Annotated in this window: 17 protein-coding genes; 12 read left to right on the forward strand and 5 right to left on the reverse strand. The window is 54.2% G+C overall.

Annotated elements, in window-relative coordinates; translation table 11 throughout:
* From ACPUC8_RS11130 to msrP, 4 genes are all read right to left on the reverse strand, one after another.
* The coding region (locus ACPUC8_RS11130) for a DUF8684 domain-containing protein (protein WP_494926407.1) at nt 1–99 on the reverse strand (99 nt) is incomplete at its 3' end.
* A 21-nt stretch (nt 100–120) separates the two neighbouring features.
* Nucleotides 121–573 (reverse strand): type II 3-dehydroquinate dehydratase, encoded by a 453-nt coding sequence (aroQ, locus tag ACPUC8_RS11135; RefSeq protein WP_039335885.1) that lies wholly within the window; start codon nt 571–573, stop codon nt 121–123.
* A gap of 232 nt (nt 574–805) precedes the next feature.
* The gene (gene msrQ, locus ACPUC8_RS11140; RefSeq protein WP_494926316.1) at nt 806–1,408 is read right to left on the reverse strand and encodes a protein-methionine-sulfoxide reductase heme-binding subunit MsrQ; all 603 of its coding nucleotides are present in this window, start codon (nt 1,406–1,408) and stop codon (nt 806–808) included.
* Entirely contained in the window at nt 1,409–2,413 is a 1,005-nt protein-coding gene (gene msrP, locus ACPUC8_RS11145) for a protein-methionine-sulfoxide reductase catalytic subunit MsrP (protein ID WP_039335889.1), read from the reverse strand.
* Nucleotides 2,414–3,018: 605 nt separating this feature from the next.
* On the opposite strand from msrP, the gene csrD reads away from it, so the two are divergent.
* The 8 genes from csrD to tldD all read left to right on the forward strand — a co-directional run bounded on the left by csrD (nt 3,019) and on the right by tldD (nt 15,418).
* On the forward strand, nt 3,019–4,965 hold the full coding sequence (gene csrD, locus ACPUC8_RS11150; RefSeq protein WP_039331584.1) for an RNase E specificity factor CsrD: 1,947 nt from the start codon (nt 3,019–3,021) through the stop codon (nt 4,963–4,965).
* A 310-nt stretch (nt 4,966–5,275) separates the two neighbouring features.
* Nucleotides 5,276–6,319 carry a rod shape-determining protein MreB gene (gene mreB / locus ACPUC8_RS11155; protein WP_007891976.1) on the forward strand — a complete coding sequence of 348 codons (1,044 nt, stop codon included), beginning with the start codon at nt 5,276–5,278 and terminating at the stop codon, nt 6,317–6,319.
* Nucleotides 6,320–6,464: 145 nt separating this feature from the next.
* Nucleotides 6,465–7,499, forward strand: a complete 1,035-nt coding sequence (gene mreC, locus ACPUC8_RS11160; protein ID WP_039331579.1) for a rod shape-determining protein MreC — start codon at nt 6,465–6,467, stop codon at nt 7,497–7,499.
* Nucleotides 7,496–7,984, forward strand: coding sequence for a rod shape-determining protein MreD (gene mreD / locus ACPUC8_RS11165; RefSeq protein ID WP_039331577.1), 489 nt, complete (start codon nt 7,496–7,498; stop codon nt 7,982–7,984). The genes mreC and mreD overlap by 4 nt, the downstream gene beginning before the upstream one ends.
* 8 nt (nt 7,985–7,992) lie before the next feature.
* The gene (locus tag ACPUC8_RS11170) at nt 7,993–8,586 is read left to right on the forward strand and encodes a Maf family protein (RefSeq protein WP_494926317.1); all 594 of its coding nucleotides are present in this window, start codon (nt 7,993–7,995) and stop codon (nt 8,584–8,586) included.
* On the forward strand, nt 8,576–10,045 hold the full coding sequence (rng, locus tag ACPUC8_RS11175; RefSeq protein WP_038644369.1) for a ribonuclease G: 1,470 nt from the start codon (nt 8,576–8,578) through the stop codon (nt 10,043–10,045). Before ACPUC8_RS11170 ends, rng begins: the two co-directional genes overlap by 11 nt.
* A 47-nt stretch (nt 10,046–10,092) precedes the next feature.
* Nucleotides 10,093–13,908: an AsmA2 domain-containing protein YhdP gene (gene yhdP, locus ACPUC8_RS11180; RefSeq protein ID WP_494926318.1), complete on the forward strand. Its 3,816-nt coding sequence runs from the start codon at nt 10,093–10,095 to the stop codon at nt 13,906–13,908.
* 64 nt (nt 13,909–13,972) lie between these two features.
* Nucleotides 13,973–15,418 (forward strand): metalloprotease TldD, encoded by a 1,446-nt coding sequence (gene tldD / locus ACPUC8_RS11185; RefSeq protein WP_039331571.1) that lies wholly within the window; start codon nt 13,973–13,975, stop codon nt 15,416–15,418.
* A 162-nt stretch (nt 15,419–15,580) separates the two neighbouring features.
* Here tldD and aaeR read toward each other — a convergent pair whose 3' ends face one another.
* Nucleotides 15,581–16,498 (reverse strand): HTH-type transcriptional activator AaeR, encoded by a 918-nt coding sequence (gene aaeR, locus ACPUC8_RS11190; protein ID WP_039331569.1) that lies wholly within the window; start codon nt 16,496–16,498, stop codon nt 15,581–15,583.
* 258 nt (nt 16,499–16,756) lie between these two features.
* Here aaeR and aaeX point away from each other — a divergent pair, with 258 nt between their 5' ends.
* The 4 genes from aaeX (at nt 16,757) to ACPUC8_RS11210 (ending at nt 21,430) form a co-directional block, all read left to right on the forward strand.
* The gene (gene aaeX / locus ACPUC8_RS11195; protein ID WP_021508145.1) at nt 16,757–16,960 is read left to right on the forward strand and encodes a p-hydroxybenzoic acid efflux pump operon protein AaeX; all 204 of its coding nucleotides are present in this window, start codon (nt 16,757–16,759) and stop codon (nt 16,958–16,960) included.
* Nucleotides 16,961–16,970: 10 nt separating this feature from the next.
* Nucleotides 16,971–17,900, forward strand: a complete 930-nt coding sequence (gene aaeA, locus ACPUC8_RS11200) for a p-hydroxybenzoic acid efflux pump subunit AaeA (RefSeq protein ID WP_039331568.1) — start codon at nt 16,971–16,973, stop codon at nt 17,898–17,900.
* A gap of 11 nt (nt 17,901–17,911) precedes the next feature.
* Nucleotides 17,912–19,864 (forward strand): p-hydroxybenzoic acid efflux pump subunit AaeB, encoded by a 1,953-nt coding sequence (gene aaeB, locus ACPUC8_RS11205; RefSeq protein ID WP_039331565.1) that lies wholly within the window; start codon nt 17,912–17,914, stop codon nt 19,862–19,864.
* A gap of 111 nt (nt 19,865–19,975) precedes the next feature.
* Nucleotides 19,976–21,430 carry an NAD-dependent succinate-semialdehyde dehydrogenase gene (locus ACPUC8_RS11210; protein ID WP_494926319.1) on the forward strand — a complete coding sequence of 485 codons (1,455 nt, stop codon included), beginning with the start codon at nt 19,976–19,978 and terminating at the stop codon, nt 21,428–21,430.
* Nucleotides 21,431–21,441: the final 11 nt, after the last annotated feature.

Genomic DNA, 21,441 nt, shown 5'->3' on the forward strand with positions numbered 1-21,441 from the left:
GCTGATACGAACGGACTCTTCGCCCTCGGAGATTTCCAGCTCGGAGATGCCAGACTCTTCAACCAGTTCGATCAGTTTCTTAATTTTACGAATATCCATGAGTGTGGTTCCGTACTCTGTTTAATTGGAATGTGACAGGCGTTTTACTGCCGTTTGTAAAGCCCACGAGTATCCATCAGCGCCAAGTCCACAGATGACGCCGGCAGATACATCGGAAAGATAGGAGTGATGCCGGAACGGTTCGCGTGCATGCACGTTTGAGAGATGCACCTCAATAAAAGGAATGCTTACCGCCAACAGCGCATCACGCAGTGCAACGCTGGTGTGCGTGAACGCCGCCGGGTTGATGATGATGTAATCCACATTGCCACGGGCCTCGTGAATACGATCGATCAACTGAAACTCAGCGTTCGATTGCAAATGACTCAATTTCACATGGTGCTGGTCAGCCTGTTGTGTCAGATCGCCGACGATTTGTGCCAGCGTGGTATGACCATACTTCTCAGGCTCGCGCGTTCCCAGCAAATTCAAATTGGGACCGTTCAAAAGCAGTATGTGAAATTTGTGCGCCATCTTGCTGCTATCTCCTGCAATCAGTGAGGCATCGCGTAAAATACCGCGACATCTGCCGTTTGTCACTCCTGAGAGTGAAAAAGACGACTTCGCTTGCAATAAAGCCGGGCATTATATCCGTTTCGTCGCAATTCGCAGCAAAATACTGGTCTTATCTGCGAAGTTGATCGGATGCGGCCCAGAGGCCACACCTTTTAACAGATCTCGTGACAGGAAAACAACCTTGCGGGGATTATCGGCGAAGAAGATTACGCAACTTATTGTAACGCCAGCCTAACAACACCAAAGCCAGCAGTGCGTAAATCCAAGGCTGTGGTGAGAAGACCTTTACTGACCAAAGATAGTGGATAGGTGCGAGGATCGCGACAAGATAGATGCCATTGTGCAGGGTTTGCCAGCGGCGACCGAGTTTGCGCTGCGCACGTTGAAATGAGGTGATTGCCAGGGCAAACAGCATCAACCAACAGATCATACCCAGTAACAGATATGGGCGAGAAACGATTTCTTTGCCCAGCAACTGCAGATGGTTGTACCCCAGTTCCAGTAGGTAATAGCTGGTTAAATGCAAACAGGCCCAAACAAAACACCATACGCCCAACAGGCGTCGGGTACGAATGAGCAGCGGTTGCTTCAGGTAGCGCGTCAAAGGGCTGACAAGTAGCGTGGCGAGCAGTAACTTGAGCGCCATTCTGCCGGTAAAATGCTGAATATCTTTTGCCGGATCGGCACTCAGCCAACCCTGGCTAGCGGCCATAAACAGATAAATAAACGGCAGAAAGGCCGCCAGGTGCAGCACCACTTTCAGTAGGGTGATTTGCCGTAACGTCAGTCGCACTCAGTAGTTCTCCCGTAAATCGAGCCCACGATAGAGCGATGCCACCTCTTTAGCGTAGCCGTTAAACAAAAGTGTAGGCTGACGTTCCACGTTAAGAATACCGCCGGAACCAATAAAGCGTTCAGTGGCCTGCGACCAGCGTGGATGATCGACGTGCGGGTTCACATTGGCATAAAAGCCGTATTCATTGGCGGCGATTTGACTCCAGGTCGTAGGGGGCTGATCGCGCGTCAGGGTGATCTTGACGATAGATTTAATGCCTTTGAAACCGTATTTCCATGGCACCGTCAGACGAATCGGCGCGCCATTCTGCGGTGGCAGCGCTTTGCCATAAACACCGGTACTGAGCAGCGTGAGGGGATGCATCGCTTCATCCAGGCGCAACCCTTCTACATAGGGGTAATCCAGCCCGCCGCCGATAAAGCGGTCTTTTTGGCCAGGCATTTGATCCGGTGCATAGAGCGTCTGGAAAGCGACAAAACGCGCATTGCTGGTAGGTTCCGCCAGTTTGAGCAGTTTATTAAGCTCAAAACCGACCCAAGGGATCACCATCGACCAGGCTTCCACGCATCGCATACGATAAATGCGCTGCTCCATGGCAAACCGTTTAAAGATGTCGTCCATATCCAGCGTCACCGGTTTTGCGACTTCACCTTCAATGCGCAACTGCCACGGCTCGGTTTTCAACGTTCCTGCGTTGGCTGCGGGATCGGCTTTATCCAGGCCAAATTCATAAAAATTATTGTAACCGGAGACCTTATCAAACGGCGTCAGCGGCAAATTCGCCTGCCACTCGGCTGGCTTGGTGAATTGCAGATCGCGGCCCGCAGGCGCAGGCGGGCGATCGTTCCCCTTGAACCAACTCAGCACATCAGCCTGTGCCACCCCGGGTAAACTGGCTGCTGCAGCGCCCAGTCCCAGTGCTTTCAAAACCTGACGGCGACGCATATTAAAGATGCTTTCTGGTGTGATGTCGGCTTCGGTCAGTGATTGCTTCAGCTTCATGGCTTTCTCCAGCGAAAAAGTAACTTGCACTTAGCATGCGTAAAGGCCAGCTATCACGCCAATTTACCCAGAAAAATATGAAATTTCCTGGCGGGAGGATTCTGTTGAGAATAGGACGAAAAAGGCCGCAGAAAACGCAGGCCATCACACTTTGGCGCTATACTCGCGCCGCAGGGTAAATTAGCATAGCGCACCGCATGATTTTGATGCGTATACCCTTCATACTTCGAGTTGCAGGTGCGTTGGCTACGTGCATTCACCTCAGTCACTGACTTCAGTAAGCTCCTGAGGATTCATGCACTTGCCGCCTTCCTAAAACTCGAATTATTTTGGGTATACCCTTCATACTGCGAGTTGCAGATGCGTTGGCTACGAACATTCACCTCAGTCACTGACTTCAGTAAGCTCCTGAGGATTCATGCACTTGCCGCCTTCCTGAACCAAGGGTAGGCCCCATGAGGGGACGCGAATTATTTTGGGTATAGCTGCCGCTGATTCAGGCAATGATTTGTGATATTTTGCTCAGGTTTGCGCCAATGAGCAGGTGAGCAGGCTGGCGCTAACGGATAGCGACCGTTCATAACCGCAGTGATACAGGCACAGGGATGCGATTAACAACAAAGTTTTCTGCGTTTATTACATTATTAAGCTTACTGGCGATGTTACTGATGCTGGTCGGCTGCGCTTTTAGTTTTATCTGGCTGTCACAACAACGTGTGGAAACGCGGGTGAATACGTTGGCAACCGAAGTCGACAAAGCACTCGCGGCGCAATCACCGCAAGAACTCACACAGTGGCTAACGCGCTTGATGCCGGTTATCAATGCCGAGCAAATCGAGATGCATAACGGTAACACCGTGGTCTTTCAGCTTAATCGACATGAAAATCCGATGCTGGAAGATGAGCCCAATCGCTTCATCCAGTTTGATATTCCTTTATTGCACTCTCCTGGCCTTGAGCTGCGCGTGGTGGTACTCGATCCTGCAAAAACCTGGTTTCGATCCTTTACGGGAGCCTACACGCTGATTGCATTGTTTTCTGTGGTCGCCATTATGTCAGCGCTGCTGATCATGACGCATCGCTGGATCAACCGTCGCTGGCAGAACATGGAACGCCTGGAAGATCGTTCTGATCGTATTTTGGCAGGTGAGCGGGCTCCTCATGTTGAGCATTATAGCGAGTGGCCGCCCAAAGCCAGCCGTGCCATCGACACCTTACTCAACGATCTGCAGGAAGCTGGCGAGCAGCGTCTGCGTATTGATACTTTGATTCGCACCTTTGCCGCGCAGGATTCACGTACTGGCCTCAACAACCGACTGTTCTTTGATAACCAACTGGCTACCCTTTTGGAAGATCAGGAAGACGTTGGCACCCACGGTGTGGTGATGATGGTACGCCTGCCGGATCTCGATGTATTGCACGAAACACTAGGCCCCACGCTGGTGGATGAGTATCTGTTTGATCTGATCAACATGCTGTCGACATTTGTCTTGCGCTATCCAGGCGCATTGCTGGCGCGCTATTTCCGCAGTGATTTCGCCGTGTTGTTGCCGCATCGCACTCTGAAAGAGGCCAACAGCATCGCCGATCAGTTAATCAACGCGGTCGATTCGCTGCCGCCGATGCGCATGGTGGACCGTGATGATCTCATTCACATCGGTATCAGCGCCTGGCGTAGCGGCCAGAGCGTGCCTCAGGTGATGGAAAATGTGGAGATGGCCACGCGCCGTGCAGCACTGCAGGGAGGAAACAGCTGGTCAGTGGGTGAGGGCAATACCTTAGACATGGGGCGTGGCAGCGTGCGCTGGCGGACCCTACTGGAAAATACCCTCAACCGTGGCGGGCCACGCCTTTACCAGAAACCCGCGGTGTTATTAGACGGCAAAGTTCATCACCGTGAGATGCTGGCTCGCGTATTTGATGGCGATAAAGAAGTGGTTTCGGCCGAATTTATGCCGCTGGTGTTGCAACTCGGTCTCACCGATAGCTGGGATCGCCAACTCGTGACGCGTATTGCCGCACTTTCTGAAGTCTGGCCAGATGAAACGCTGGCGTTACCCGTGAATATTGATTCATTATTGCAGCGCCCGTTCCAGCGTTGGCTGCAAAATTTACTGTTGCAGTGTACGAAATCGCAAAGAAATCGTTTTTTATTTGAACTTGCTGAGGCGGATGTTTGTCAACACATCAATCGTTTAGTGCCTGTTTTCCGTATGCTGACGGCATTTGGCTGTCGCGTTGCGGTGGATCAGGCGGGCTTAACGGTGGTGAGTAGTGCGTACATCAAGCAATTCCCCATTGAAGTGATCAAGCTTGATCCTGGTTTAGTACGCAATATCGAACGCCGTACTGAGAATCAGCTGTTTGTGCAAAGCTTACTCGAAGTCTGTAAGTCGACGCAGACGCAAGTGTTCGCTGCCGGGGTACGTACCCGTGCCGAGTGGCAAACGCTGGCAGGATTAGGGGTTTCAGGTGGGCAGGGTGACTTCTTTGCACCTTCCTTACCGGTAAACAGTAATGTGAAAAAACACTCACAACGTTATCGAATTTAGTGCTTCGGCGCGTGATGACGCACTAACAGCGTTTTTTCTGCCTTATTCATTTCAGTCGGCTGAATTCTGCTGGCTGGAAATGTTAGATTTTATGTCGAGATTTGCCCACAACAGGTGGGGAAATTGGCGTTTGATAGGGCGACTTAGCGCTATTTAACGGTGGCCAGGGATAAGCGAATCGGCCCAAAAAATTATTCAGCGTGTTTTTTCACCGGAGCAGAACGTTTTTGCGCCTTGTGGCGGCTTCGCGTGGTTGGTAAAGTAGGCGGATTTTATTTTCCGCCCCCAGCTTGCAGGATTATCCCTTAGTATGTTTAAAAAATTTCGTGGCATGTTTTCCAATGACTTGTCCATTGACCTGGGTACCGCGAATACCCTGATTTACGTAAAAGGACAGGGCATCGTGCTGAACGAGCCTTCCGTAGTTGCTATCCGTCAGGACCGTGCTGGCTCTCCAAAGAGCGTAGCGGCAGTAGGCCATGACGCGAAGCAGATGCTTGGCCGTACGCCTGGCAACATCGCGGCTATCCGTCCAATGAAAGACGGTGTGATTGCCGACTTCTTCGTGACCGAGAAAATGCTGCAGCACTTTATTAAACAAGTGCACAGCAACAGCTTCATGCGTCCAAGCCCACGCGTGCTGGTCTGTGTGCCAGTAGGCGCCACTCAAGTTGAGCGCCGTGCGATTCGTGAATCTGCACAGGGTGCAGGCGCACGTGAAGTCTTCCTGATTGAAGAGCCAATGGCTGCGGCAATTGGTGCCGGTTTGCCGGTATCAGAAGCAACGGGTTCAATGGTGGTGGATATCGGTGGTGGTACCACTGAAGTCGCCGTGATTTCATTGAACGGCGTGGTCTACTCTTCATCTGTACGTATTGGTGGTGACCGCTTCGATGAAGCTATCATTAATTACGTACGCCGCAATTACGGTTCACTGATCGGTGAAGCCACTGCGGAACGTATTAAACACGGGATTGGTTCTGCTTATCCGGGTGATGAAGTACACGAAATTGAAGTGCGTGGCCGTAACCTGGCAGAAGGTGTGCCACGTGGCTTTACACTGAACTCCAATGAGATCCTTGAAGCGCTGCAAGAACCGTTGACCGGTATTGTCAGTGCAGTGATGGTAGCGCTGGAGCAGTGTCCGCCGGAACTGGCTTCCGACATCTCCGAGCGCGGTATGGTGCTGACCGGTGGTGGCGCGTTGCTGCGTAACCTCGATCGCCTGCTGATGGAAGAGACCGGTATTCCGGTTGTCGTAGCAGAAGATCCGTTGACCTGCGTCGCGCGTGGCGGTGGTAAAGCGTTGGAAATGATCGACATGCATGGCGGCGATTTGTTCAGCGAGGAGTAATTCCTCATCGGCTGAGACCGTGGTCAAATTGCGCAGGGAGTCGCGCTAATCGACGCTGCGCACGACGGCGTGATGCGTCCAGCCCTGGAGGCGTTGGTCATGTGACTAACGCTTCTTCCCTGATGTCGAGGAACACGCAGATTTTATGAAGCCGATTTTTAGCAGGGGGCCATCCCTGCAGTTGCGCCTCTTTCTGGCAGTCATTGTGGCTATCGCGATTATTATTGCCGACAGTCGCGTGAGCTCCTTTTCCCAGATCCGCAACTACCTGGACACGTCGGTGAGTCCATTTTATTTTCTGGCCAATGGCCCGCGACAGCTTCTGGACGGCGTATCGGAAACGCTGGCCTCACGCCAGCAGCTCGAACTGGAAAATAAAGCGTTGCGCCGCGAGCTCTTCCTGAAAAACAGTGACCTGCTGATGCTGGGGCAATACAAGCAGGAAAACGCACGTCTGCGTGAACTGCTCGGCTCGCCGCTGCGTCAGGATGAGCATAAAATGGTGACCCAGGTGATCTCCACGGGTACCGATCCTTACACCGATCAGGTGGTCATCGATAAAGGCAGCGTAAACGGTGTTTACGAAGGCCAGCCGGTGATCAGCGATAAAGGTGTGGTCGGTCAGGTGGTGGCTGTTGGCCAGGTAACCAGCCGCGTTCTGCTGATTTGCGATGCCTCGCACGCATTGCCGATTCAGGTATTACGTAACGATATTCGCGTCATTGCGGCCGGTAACGGTTGTAGCGAAGATCTGCAGCTGGAGCATCTGCCGGGTAACACGGATATTCGTGTGGGCGATGTGCTGGTGACATCCGGTCTCGGTGGTCGTTTCCCGGAAGGTTATCCGGTTGGCGTGGTCTCGTCCGTGAAAGTGGATACCCAACGCGCTTACACCGTGATTCAGGCACACCCAACAGCTGGCCTGCAACGTCTGCGTTACCTGCTGCTGTTATGGGGCTCGGATAAGAACGGTGACATGCCAATGGCACCGGACGAAGTGCATCGTGTGGCTAATGAACGTCTGATGCAGATGATGCCACAGGTTCTGCCGCCAGCCGGTGAAATGGGCCCTCCGGCACCGGACATGATGCAACCGACGCAACAAATGGGGCCGCCGGCACCCGCTAATGGCAGCCGTTCGCAAGGGATTCCTGCGAACACACGCGGAGGCCAGCCTTGAGTCGATATCGCAGCCAGGGCCGATGGGTTATCTGGCTGTCCTTCCTGATTGCCCTCATTCTGCAAATCATGCCTTGGCCGGAACAAATTTACATGTTCCGGCCTTCATGGCTTTTGTTGATCCTGATTTACTGGGTTCTGGCCTTACCGCACCGGGTGAATGTAGGAACTGGCTTCTTTTTAGGTGCCGTGATGGATCTGGTGGCCGGTTCTACGCTGGGTGTGCGTGCGCTGGCATTCAGCATCATCGCGTATTTGGTGGCCTTCAAATTTCAGCTATTCCGTAATCTGGCGTTGTGGCAGCAAGCATTAATGGTTATGGTGCTGTCGCTTGCGGTGGATGTGATTGTTTTCTGGGCTGAATTTTTGGTGATCAACGTCTCATTCCGCCCGGAAATCTTCTGGAGCAGTGTGGTCGACGGCATTCTGTGGCCTTGGCTATTCTTATTAATGAGAAAGATTCGCCGTCAGTTCGCTGTTCAGTAAGGAAGACTATGATAACCCTGTATCTCGCCTCCGGTTCACCGCGTCGCCGTGAACTGCTCACGCAACTTGGCCTGCAGTTTGAGCGCCTAATCACGCAGGTTGAAGAGCAGCGCAAGCCCGATGAAGCCGCTGAAGCCTATGTGCGACGTCTGGCTTCTGATAAAGCGCGTGCAGGGGTGGCGGTGGCACCGCAGGATTTGCCGGTGTTAGGTGCAGATACTATCGTTGTGCTCAATAGCGAAGTGCTGGAAAAACCGCGCGATGCTGAGCACGCGGCTGAAATGCTGAGTAAACTCTCTGGGCAAACGCATCAGGTGATGACCGCCGTAGTATTAGCGGATGCGCAGCGTGAACTGGATTGCCTTGTGACCACTGACGTGACATTTCGCAATATCACCGCAGCGGAAATTTCGCACTATATCGCCAGCGGCGAGCCGATGGATAAAGCCGGCGCGTACGGAATACAGGGTCTGGGCGGCAATTTTGTCCGCAAGATTAATGGAAGCTATCACGCCGTAGTGGGATTACCGCTGGTTGAGACCAATGAGCTGCTGAGCCACTTTCAGTCGCTGCGTGCGTTAAGGGGACAAGATGACGGCTGAACTGCTGGTAAACGTTACACCTTCTGAAACCCGTGTCGCCTATATTGATGGCGGCATTTTGCAAGAGATCCACATCGAGCGCGAAGCACGGCGCGGTATTGTGGGTAACATCTATAAAGGACGCATCAGCCGCGTCCTACCGGGCATGCAGGCTGCCTTTGTCGATATCGGCATGGATAAAGCCGCCTTCCTGCATGCTTCCGATATCATGCCGCATACCGAGTGCGTAGCGGGTGATGAAAAGAAAAACTTCGTGGTGCGTGACATCAGCGAACTGGTGCGCCCCGGCCAGGATTTAGTGGTGCAAGTGGTGAAAGATCCGCTCGGCACCAAAGGCGCGCGCCTCACCACCGATATTACGCTGCCCTCACGCTACCTGGTGTTTATGCCGGGAGCCTCACACGTCGGCGTTTCTCAACGTATTGAAAGTGAAGCAGAGCGCGATCGCCTGAAAGCGGTGGTGTCGGCTTACTGCGACGATTTGGGCGGCTTTATTATTCGCACTGCAGCGGAAGGCATTTGCGAGGAAGATCTGGCACAGGATGCCGCATTCCTCAAACGGCTGTGGACCAAAGTCAGCGAGCGCAAGAAGCGCAACCAGACGCGCTGCTTGCTGTACGGTGAGTTAGCCTTAGCGCAGCGAGTGCTGCGTGATTTTGCTGGCGCAGCGCTTGATCGCATCCGTGTTGATTCCCGTCTGACTTGCGATCTGCTGGTGGAGTTTACCGGCGAATACATCCCGGAAATGGCCAGCAAGCTGGAGCTGTACAGCGGCAAACAACCGATCTTTGATCTGTTTGATGTCGAGAATGAAATTCAGCGCTCGTTAGAGCGTAAGGTGGAGTTGAAGTCGGGTGGCTATTTGATCATCGATCAAACCGAAGCCATGACCACGGTGGATATCAACACCGGTGCTTTTGTGGGGCACCGTAATCTTGACGAAACCATCTTCAACACCAACATTGAAGCCACACAGGCGATTGCCCGCCAGCTGCGACTGCGCAACCTGGGCGGCATCATCATCATTGATTTCATTGATATGAGTAATGATGATCACCGCCGTCGCGTGCTGCATTCGCTGGAAAGTGCGTTGAGCAAAGATCGGGTGAAAACCGGTATTAACGGCTTTTCAGCGCTGGGCTTGGTGGAAATGACGCGTAAGCGCACGCGTGAAAGTATTGAGCATGTACTCTGTGCGGATTGCCCGGTGTGCAAAGGGCGTGGCACGCTGAAAACGGTTGAGACCGTGTGTTATGAGATCATGCGTGAAATTGTACGCGTGCATCACGCCTACGACTCCGACCGCTTCCTGGTGTACGTTTCCCCGGCGGTGGGCGAAGCGCTGAAAAGTGAAGAGTCCCATGCGCTGGCTGAAGTGGAAATCTTTGTCGGCAAGCAGGTTAAAGTCCATGTTGAGCCGCTCTATACACAGGAGCAGTTTGACGTCGTGATGATGTAAGTCGTGAGGTTAAACGCCGTTATTCAACGGAAAGCAAGGAGAGGTGTGTGAGGCGGTTGCCGAGGATATTGTTACTGCTGCTCGCCGCAATCATCGTTATTGTGGCGCTGCTGGTCAGCGGGTTGCGCCTCGTGATGCCGCATCTCAACAGCTATCGCAGCGACATACTGCAGACGATTTCACGCGTCAGCGGCGTGACGGTGGACGCCAGCGAACTACAGGGTAAATGGGAGAACTTTGGTCCCACCTTGCAGGTGCGCAATCTCAACGTGATGATGCCGGATGATGGCAAACTCACCATTGGCCGCGTGAACCTGGCGTTAAACATCTGGCAATCTCTGCTGCACTGGCGCTGGCAGTTCCGCGATCTCACCTTCTGGCAATTACGGGCGGATCTCAATCGTCCATTGCTCACCAATGATCAACAACGCAACAGTTTCAAACCGACGCAAATCAATGATCTCTTTCTGCGCCAGTTTGACCACTTTGATCTGCGCGACAGCAGCATCCGTTTTCTCACGCCCTCAGGCCAACATGCTGAACTGGCTATCCCGCGCCTGACCTGGCTCAACGAAAGTACGCGCCACCGTGCGGAAGGCGAAGTGAGTCTCTCCAGCTTTACCGGCCAACATGGTGTAGTGCAGGTGCGACTCGATCTGAATGACACAGATGGCTTGCTTAACGATGGCCGTATCTGGATGCAAGCGGATGATGTGGATGTCCGTCCGTGGATCGGTCCTTGGTTACGTGACAACACCAGCCTGGAGAGCGCGCGTTTCAGCCTGGCAGCCTGGGTGAATCTGCGTGACGGCGACGTGTATGCCGGTGATTTACTGCTGAGCAAAGGCGGCGCACGCTGGCGTGGTGAGCAGGGCGATCATCAACTGCAAGTGGATGGTTTAACCGCCCATCTGTCGCGTTTCCAAAATGGCTGGAGCCTGTCCGTCCCGCAAACCCGTCTCAGCACCGATGGGATTGCCTGGGCGCCTGGCCACTTCGCGATTCTGTGGAAGCCAGAAGATCAACAAATGCTTGGGGCCAATAGCTCCCCTGAAGTGCGCGTGCGTGCCACCCAGCTTGATCTGGAACGTTTAGCCCCGCTGGTGCCGCTGTTCAAACCCTTATCACCAGCGTTGCTCGACAACTGGCGGGCGTTGCAACCGCGCGGCTACCTTGATGCGCTGGCGCTGGATATCCCGCTCAATCAACCCGAAAACACTCGCTTGCAGGCTAAATGGCGCGATTTGGCGTGGCAGCATTGGGAACTCTTGCCTGGCATCAGTAACCTGAGCGGCACGGCCAGCGGCAGCCTGAACAACGGCCAACTGGATGTGGCGATGGGGCAGGCCGAAGTGCCGTACGGCGATATGTTCCAGGCACCGCTGCAGATCAAGCAAATCACCGGCAAGCTGAACTGGTTGCGTGATGCTAATGGCCTGACGCTGGATGGGCAGAACCTCGATGTGCAAGCGCGTTCGCTGTGGGCGCGCGGTGATTTCCGCTATCAGCAGAACCTCGGTAAATCTCCACGCCTCGATATTCTGGCTGGGATTCGCGTCACCGATGCAGGCGATGCCTGGCGCTACTTCCCGGAACCGCTGATGGGGCATGATTTAACCCATTACCTCAGCGAGTCGATCAAGGGCGGGCAGGTGGATAATGCCACCTTGCTGTTTGCGGGCGATCCGCAGTTGTTCCCGTTCAAACACAACGACGGCATGTTTGAGGTCTGGGTTCCATTAAAGAATTCCACCTTCCAGTTCCAGCCCGGCTGGCCAGCGCTGCAGAACCTCGATATCAATCTCGACTTCCTCAACAATGGGCTATGGATGAAGGCGGAGAAAACCAGGCTGGGCGAGGTTGATGCGCGCAACGTCAGCGCGGTGATCCCTGATTACCTCAAAGAGAAGCTGATCATTGATGGTGACCTGAGCGGTGGTGGCCAGCAGATCGCCGATTACTTTGAACAGACACCGCTGAAACCCACGTTAGGTGCAGCGCTGCAGCAGCTACAAATTGGCGGCAACGTACGCGGTTCGCTTAACCTCGACATTCCGTTGGATGGCGAGCTGGTGCATGCCAGTGGCAACGTGGTGCTGAATAACAATAGCCTGCATATCAAACCGTTAAATACCACGCTAAACAATCTCAGCGGGCGCTTCCGTTACAACAACGGTAACCTGGAAAGTGAAGAGATGCAGGCCAACTGGTTCGGCCAACCCACCGGAGTCAGCTTTACCACCACGGAAAACCCGAATGACTTCGGCGTGAACGTCAAACTGCTGGGAGACTGGCAGCCCGCCAAACTAAAAGTGCTGCCGCAAAATGTCAGCAGTCAGCTGAGCGGCAGTTTGCCCTGGCAGGGGAATGTGGATATCACCTTGCCACACAAAGGTGGCGCGACTTACAAGGTTGATTTGAAAGGCGATGGCAAAACAGTAAGTAGTCACTTACCTGCACCACTGGATAAGCAGGCTGGTGAAGCGATGCCGATTGCAATTAACGCGACAGGCGATCTCCACGGTTTCACCTTAAGCGGCAGCGTGCGTGAGCACCATCGCTTTAACAGCCGCTGGATTCTGGAACCGCAGTTGCGCGTCGATCGGGGCATCTGGCTTAACGACGCGAAAAGCACGCCTAAACTGCCTGAAAACCGCGGTATGGAGCTGAATCTGCCGGCGATGGATGGTGAAGCCTGGATGGGCTTACTGGCTGGCTCGGGTAATTCGCGTAATGCGCAGGGTGAAACCGAAGTCGGCGGTGCGCTTCTGCCCGGTGATGTGATTCTGCGTACACCGGCGTTAACACTGGGCGGACAGCAGTGGCACGACGTCAACGCCACTGTGACGCAAGGCCCTACCGGCAACACGCAGTTGCAGCTGGAAAGCCGTGAGGCGCGCGGCAGCGTGACGACGGCACAGCACGCCCCGTGGCAAATCGACCTCAGCTATCTTTACTACAATCCTGAATGGGCGAGCGAAAACAGCAGCGCTGCTTCCCCATTTGGCAACAGCAGCAGTGTTAACTTCAGCAACTGGCCTGCCATGCAACTGAACTGCGACGAATGCTGGCTGCGAGGCCAGAAGTTTGGCCATATGCAGGCCAGATTGCAGCCGCAGGGAGATACGTTAGCACTCACTAACGGCAGCGTGGATACCGGCAGTTCGAAGTTGTTGATCAACGGTGAATGGGTTAACAAACCGGGCGACCAGCGTACCTCACTGAAAGGCACACTGAGTGGCAAGAGCATCAATGACGCGACCAACTGGTTTGGTATGAACACCCCGCTGCGGGATGCCCCTTTCAAACTGGATTATGACCTGCACTGGCGCTCCGCGCCTTGGCAGCCGTCGGAAGAGACGTTAAGTGGCACGCTGAAAACGCACTTTGGTAAAGGTCAGATTGCCGACGTGAACACCGGGCGTGCCGGTCAGCTGCTGCGCCTGTTCAGTTTCGATGCCCTGCTGCGCAAGCTGCGTTTTGATTTCAGTGACACCTTCAGCGAAGGTTTCTACTTCGACTCGATTAACGGTACGGCGTGGATTGAAAACGGCGTCATGCGCACGGATAACCTGCTGGTGGATGGCCTGGAAGCGGATATCGCGATGCAGGGCAAAATCGATTTGGTGAAACGTCAGATTGATATGGAAGCGGTGGTCGCACCTGAAATCTCTGCTTCTGTCGGCGTGGCGACCGCGTTTGTGGTCAACCCGGTGATAGGTGCGGCGGTGTTTGCTGCCAGCAAGGTATTGGGGCCGTTGTGGAATAAGATTTCGCTGCTGCGATATCACATCAGCGGGCCGCTGGATAAACCGGAAATCAATGAAGTGCTGCGTAAACCGCGCGAAGATGACAAGAAGTGAATTTGACGCCATCGGGGAATTGCCGCAGGCTATGACTATCTGAGCACATAATGAGTGAGAAACGATGACTCTGAATCTGGTAAGTGAGCAGTTACTAGCTGCTAACGGCATTAATCAGCAGGACCTTTATTCCCTGTTAGGGCAGCTTTCAGAACGTCGTCTGGATTATGCCGATCTCTATTTCCAGTCCAGCTTCCATGAGTCCTGGGTGCTGGAAGACAAAATCATCAAAGATGGCTCTTATCATATCGATCAGGGTGTGGGCGTACGTGCGGTTAGCGGTGAAAAAACCGGATTCGCCTACGCTGACCAAATCACGCTGAACGCGTTACGTCAGTCGTCAGAAGCCGCGCGCAGCATCGTGCGGGAACAGGGCAACGGCAAAGCGCACACGCTCTCTGCTGTGGTTAATCGTTCTTTGTATGCACCGATCAATCCGCTGGACAGCTTAACGCGCGAAGACAAGATTGCCTTGCTTCACCGTGTCGATAAAGTGGCCCGTGCCACCGATCCGCGTGTGCAGGAAGTGAATGCCAGCCTGAGCGGTGTCTATGAGCAAGTGCTGGTGGCCGCAACAGATGGCACGCTGGCGGCGGATATTCGCCCGCTGGTGCGTTTATCGATCAGCGTGCAAGTGGAAGACCAAGGCAAACGCGAACGCGGTTCAAGTGGCGGCGGTGCGCGTACGGGTTATGAATTCTTCCTCGCCGATGAAAGTGGCGATGTGCGCGCTGATGCCTGGGCACGTGAAGCGGTGCGCTTAGCGTTGGTTAACCTGTCTGCGGTTGCCGCGCCGGCTGGCACCCTGCCAGTGGTGTTGGGTGCAGGCTGGCCAGGTGTTCTGTTGCACGAAGCGGTGGGACATGGGCTGGAAGGCGATTTCAACCGCCGTGAAACCTCCGTGTTCAGCGGCAAGATGGGGCAACTGGTCGCGTCTGAGCTGTGTACCGTGGTGGATGATGGCACCATCGAAGGGCTGCGCGGCTCCCTGGCTGTGGATGATGAAGGTGTGCCAGGTCAGTACAACGTGCTGATCGAGAATGGCATTCTGAAAGGCTACATGCAGGATAAACTGAATGCGCGCCTGATGGGTGTGCCGCCAACCGGAAACGGTCGCCGCGAATCCTATGCTCATCTGCCGATGCCGCGTATGACCAACACCTACATGCTGGCAGGCAAATCCACGCCGCAGGATATTATCGAGAGCGTGGAGTACGGCTTGTACGCCCCGAACTTTGGCGGTGGTCAGGTGGATATTACCTCGGGCAAATTTGTGTTCTCCACGTCAGAAGCCTATCTGATTGAGAACGGCAAAGTGACCAAACCGGTGAAAGGTGCCACGCTGATCGGTTCCGGTATTGAAGCGATGCAGCAGATCTCAATGGTGGGTAACGACCTGGCGCTGGATAAAGGCGTGGGCGTGTGCGGTAAAGAAGGACAAAGCGTGCCAGTGGGCGTGGGGCAGCCAACGCTGAAGCTGGATAAAATCACCGTAGGTGGTACGGCGTAATAAACCGGGTGCGCATTAATCATGTTCCAGGTGCGTATTAATGCGCACCCTACGAAATATGGCACCTTGCGCATCAATCATGGCCTTGGTGCGCTTTAATTCACATCCTCCGAAATATGACACGGTAGATTGTAGGGTCGCCATTCATGGCGACCAGAACGGTCAGCTCTTTCGATGCTGCTGATACTGCCTTGCCACCTGCTTAAAATACTCGGTCAGATAATCAATACACACCTGCACCTTTAACGGCATTTTGTCCTTTTCGGTATACAGCGCATACACCGGACGGGGTTCAGAATGGTATTGCGGGAACAGAATATCGATCTCGCCCGCGTTAATTTCATCAATCACCCACATCAGTGGCACGTAAGCGATGCCGCAGCCGGCTTTCAGCCAGCGAATCAGCGTTTGCGAATCATTGGTCACAAAGCGCCCTTGCGGGGTGAGTTTGGTTACCAGCCCTTCCGGTGCCACCAACTCAAAGGTGTTGTCCGGACGCACGCTGTACTCCAGCCATGAAAAGTTATCAATCTCACCCGGTTTGTCCGGCGTGCCGTTTTGTGCCAGATAACTTTTCGCCGCGCATACCACCATCGGCATGGCACCCAGGCGGCGTGAAAACAAGTTCGAGTCCTGCAGCGCGCCCACGCGCACCACAATATCCAGCCCATTGGCGATGAGGTCAGGTGCTGGAATACCCGTCACTAAATTCACACTCAACCCCGGATATTCGTGTAACATCTCGCTGGTCATGGCGGACAGGACATTTTGCGCCATGGTGGATGAACAACCGATGCGCAGGATGCCAATCGGCGTATTATTAAAGGCATACAGCTGTTCATGTACCTGAGACGCCTCAGCCAGCATGCGGCGGCAGCCCTGATAGTAGATCTTGCCCGCTTCGGTCAGGCCAATGCTGCGGGTGCTGCGATTGAGTAATTTGACCTGCAGTTCATCTTCCAGTTTGGCGACAATCTGGCTGATTGACGAAACGCTGAGATGGAGCTGACGTGCCGCGGCGGTAAATGAACCTAATTCAACCACTTTGGCGAAGATGGACATGCCTTTAAGTCGTTCCATTGTTTACTCTGGCTAAAAAGTGATTTAGCTCACAATATGTAGAAAACGTATAGTCAAGCGCGTTACTATACGCACGCTGGGTCTGTTCACCGCACCTTAACACGGCTGTGTTTACTCGATGATACGCTATCATTAGCTCAACGCGGCCTGAATGTTGCCATCAGTCTCCCAATCATCCCCTGATAATCAACCCAACGTGCTCCGTGGCATGAGGGCAGGTATCGGTGCGATCCGGCAAGGTCGAACTAAGGATCCGAAATGAGTGTGCTTCCGGTATTTGTCGTATTCGGGCTGTCTTTTCCGCCCATCTTCATCGAACTACTGGTTTCGCTGGCGCTGTTCTGGCTGGTGAAACGCGTGCTGACGCCCAGCGGAATTTACGATCTGGTGTGGCATCCGGCACTTTTTAACACAGCGCTGTATTGCTGTGTGTTTTACCTTGTATCCCGTTTATTCGTCTGAGGTTTTTTAAGTGAAAGCGCTAATAAGAAAAATCGCGCGTTACGCGATTACGATCCTGCTGGTCATCATCGCTATCGTGATCATCTTCCGCGCCTGGGTGTTCTACACCGAGTCGCCCTGGACGCGTGACGCCAAATTCTCCGCCGACGTAGTGGCGATCTCCCCGGATGTGACGGGTCTGATCACTGATGTGCCGGTCCACGACAACCAACTGGTTAAAAAAGGCGACACCCTGTTTGTGGTCGATCGTCCACGCTACCAAAAAGCGCTGGATGAGGCCCAGGCCGATGTCGAATATTACCAGGCGCTGGTCAACGAAAAACGTCGTGAAGCGGCGCGCCGTAACCAGCTTGGCACCAGCGCGATGTCGCGCGAAGCTATCGATCAGGCGAACAACGATTTGCAAACCAGCGAACATCAGTTGGCTAAGTCTATTGCCACGCGCGATTTGGCGGTGATTGACCTCGATCGCACCACGATCAAGGCACCGTCCGACGGCTGGGTCACTAACCTTAACGTCTATCAGGGTGAGTTCATCACACGCGGTTCTGTGGCCGTGGCGTTGGTACAACAGCATTCATTCTACGTGCTGGCCTATATGGAAGAGACCAAGCTGGATGGTGTACGTCCAGGCTTCCGTGCAGAAATTACCCCGCTGGGTAGCAATACCGTACTACGTGGCACTGTCGACAGCATCGCCGCCGGTGTGACCAACAGCAGCAGCAGCGTTGACAGCAAAGGCATGGCCACCATCGACTCCAACCTTGAATGGGTACGTCTGGCGCAGCGTGTGCCGGTGCGTATTCGTCTGGATGATCAACCAGGTAACCGTTTCCCAGCAGGGACTACAGCGACCGTGGTGATCACCGGGGATAAAGATCGTCAAACCAAAGTCTCACCGATGGCGCAGTTCTTTAACCGCCTGCGCGAGTTTGGTTAAACGAGGCTGTTATGATTGAGTTTTTGCGTTTCCCGGTGAAGCTGACGTTCGCGCTGGTTGCCGCGCTGATGATTGGCTTTCACTTTAATCTGGAAACGCCGCGTTGGGCGGTCATGACCGCCGGCATTGTGGCCGGTGGTACCGCCTTTGCTGCAGGGGGCGATCCCTATTCTGGCGCACTGCGCTATCGCGGCATCTTGCGCATCATTGGTACGTTTATCGGCAGCATTGCCGCACTCACCATCATGATTGCCACCATCCGGGCACCGGTGGTGATGCTGCTGCTGTGCTGTTTATGGGCGGGCATGTGTGTCTGGCTTTCGTCTTTAATCAAAGTCGAAAACTCCTACGCGCTGGGCCTGGCCGGATACACCGCGCTGATCATCGTCATCACCGCCGATGCCAGTGGTGCCTTAACGCTGGCACCGCAGTTTGCTGTCGAGCGCTGTAGCGAAATCGTCCTCGGCATTTTGTGTGCGATTCTTGCTGATATGCTGTTCTCGCCGCGTTCGATCAAGAAAGTGATCGATGCGGAAGTGGATGCGCTGCTGGTGGCCCACTACAAACTGCTGCAACTGTGCGTCGCGCACGGTGATAAAGAGGAAGTCGATAAAGCCTGGAGCGCGCTGGTGCGTCGCACCACGGCACTTAATGGCATGCGCAGCCAGCTGCTGATGGAATCCTCGCGCTGGAAGAACACCAGCCGCCGTTTGCAGATGCTGAATACGCTGTCATTGACGTTGATTACCCAGGCAGCAGAAACCTTCCTGATTCAGAATTCACGCCCGGAATACGTCCCGCCTCAGTATCGTCTGCTGATTGAGAAAGAGGTCAGCAACGTTAACGATGTGCACAAACGTATGAAGGTCATGCGCCGCTTGATTGGCCTCACCAGCAAAACGGTGCCGATGACGGTCGCAAGCTGGGTCGGTGCTGCCACGGAATATCTGCTGCTGATCAACGGTATTCGCAGCAATGGTCGTATCACCACGCTGGAAGAGAGTATTTTGCAGCGTGAGGTGGTGATTCAGGCACGTTCTGCCGAAACCCACCACGCGATGATCAATGGCGTGCGTACTTTTGTCGCCACTGCGCTCGGCTCACTGTTCTGGCTGTATACCGGCTGGACGTCCGGCAGCGGTTGCATGGTGATGCTGGCGGTGATCACCGCGTTGGCGATGCGTATGCCAAACCCGTTGATGCTGGCAAAAGATTTTCTCTACGGCATGACCTTCGCGATCCCACTTGGTCTGCTGTACTTCGTCTACATTTTGCCGGCGACGCAGCAAAGTGCCTTACTGCTGTGTATTGCCATAGGTACTTTGGGGTTTGTCGGCGGTATCTTTGTCCAGCGTCGTCAGATTGGTACACTAGGGGCGCTGATCGGCACCATCAACGTGCTGGTGTTGGATAACCCGATGAAATTCGAGTTCAACGTCTTCCTCGACAATGCGCTGGGGCAGTGGATTGGCTGCTTTGTCGCGATGATGGTGATTTTGTTGATCCGCGATAAGTCTAAAGCGCGTACCGGCCGTAAGCTGCTCAACCGCTTTATGTACGCAGCCGTAGCGGCGTTGACCACCAATCAGGCGCGTCGCCGGGAAAACCACCTCCCTGCATTGTATCAACAGCTGTTTCTGCTGCTGAACCTGTTTCCGGGTGATATCGATAAATACCGCATTGCCTTAACGCTGATTATTGGCCACCAACGTCTGCGCAATGCCGAAGTGCCGATCAATCCGGAACTTTCGGCCTACCATCGTCAACTGCGTTATACCGCCGATCGGGTGATCTCGGCGAGCAGTGATGATAAACGCCGTCACTACTTTGAGCGGTTATTGAAGGAGCTGGAGGTCTATCAGGAAAAACTTCAGCATTACGCGGCACCTGAGAGTGTGACCGAACCGGTGAAGCGCCTGTCGCTGATGCTGGAGAAGTATCAGAACACCCTCATCCAAATCTGAATAAGGCCGCTGCCACCCGCAGCGGCCTTTTTGATCCCACGTTGACACAAAACCCAATGATTTTGGCATCTATACTTTTCTGACAGGATACACACTGACAGGAGCATAACGATGTCCACTTCTCTGCAATCACATCCGCTCTTCAAAACCGGCTACTTTGTGGCGGGTCAATGGCACAGCGGCAGTACCACCTTTGACGTCACCAACCCGGCCACGGGTGAGGTGCTGGCAAAAGTGGCTAAGGCCGGTAAGCGTGAAACCGAACAGGCGATTGCCGCCGCCGAACAGGCTTTCCCGGCCTGGCGCGATAAAACCGCGAAACAACGCGCAGAAATTCTGAATCGCTGGTATCAGCTGATGATTGAGAACAAAAGCTGGCTCGGGCAGTTGATGACCGCCGAACAAGGCAAACCCTTAAAAGAAGCAGAAGGCGAAGTCGAGTACGCCGCCAGTTTCATTCAATGGTTTGCTGAGCAGGCCAAGCGCGCCAACGGTGAAATCATCCCTCCGGCAAAACCAGGCTCACGTATTCTGGCCACGCGTGAGCCAATCGGCGTGGTTGCGGCTATTACACCGTGGAACTTCCCCATGGCGATGCTGACACGCAAGCTCGGCCCGGCGCTGGCCGCCGGATGCACCGGCATTATTAAACCCGCCAATAACACGCCGCTGTGTGCGTTTGCCTTACTGGCGCTGGCACAACAAGCGGGAGTGCCCGAGGGTGTGTTGAACGCCGTAGCGGGTGATACCCACGCCATCAGCGACGCGATAATGGCGAGCAAAGCGGTGCGCAAAATCTCCTTCACCGGATCAACCGCGGTCGGCAAAACCTTGATGCGCAATGCGGCTGAAACCATGAAAAAAGTTTCCATGGAGCTGGGAGGCAATGCGCCTTACATCGTGTTTGAAGATGCGGATATTGATGCCGCTGTGCAGGGCGCGATAGCGAATAAATTCCGTAATGCGGGCCAGGTATGCGTCAGCGTGAATCGCTTCTATGTGCACAATGCCATCTACGATCGTTTCGTCAATCAACTGGCTGCTGCGGTAAGCCAACTCAAAGTCGGCATCGGTACAGAAGAGGGCGTCATTGTCGGGCCGCTGATTGAACCGTCGGCGCTGGAAAAAGTGGAAGAGCATGTCAAAGATGCACTGAGCAAAGGCGGCACCTTACTCACCGGAGGCGAGCGCCATCCTCTGGGCGGTAATTTCTGGCAGCCCACGGTGATAGGCGATGCTCACGAAGGCATGAAGCTGGCACAGGAAGAGACGTTTGGCCCGGTGGCGGCCTGTTTCCGTTTCGACGATGAAGCCGATGTGATTCAACGCGCCAATCATACCGATTATGGACTGGCAGCCTATTTCTATACGCAAAACCTGCAGCGGGTATTTCGCGTGTCGGCGGCGTTGGAAGCCGGGATGATTGGGATTAACGAATGTGCCGTGTCCACCGAACTGGCTCCCTTTGGCGGCGTGAAAGCGTCTGGATTAGGTCGTGAAGGGTCCGTACTGGGGATGGAGGAGTACCTTGAGGTGAAAGCGCTGCACCTTGGCGGGCTTGCCTAGAAGAGGGCAAC

It is taken from the genome of Pantoea sp. CFCC18177, from assembly GCF_059412425.1.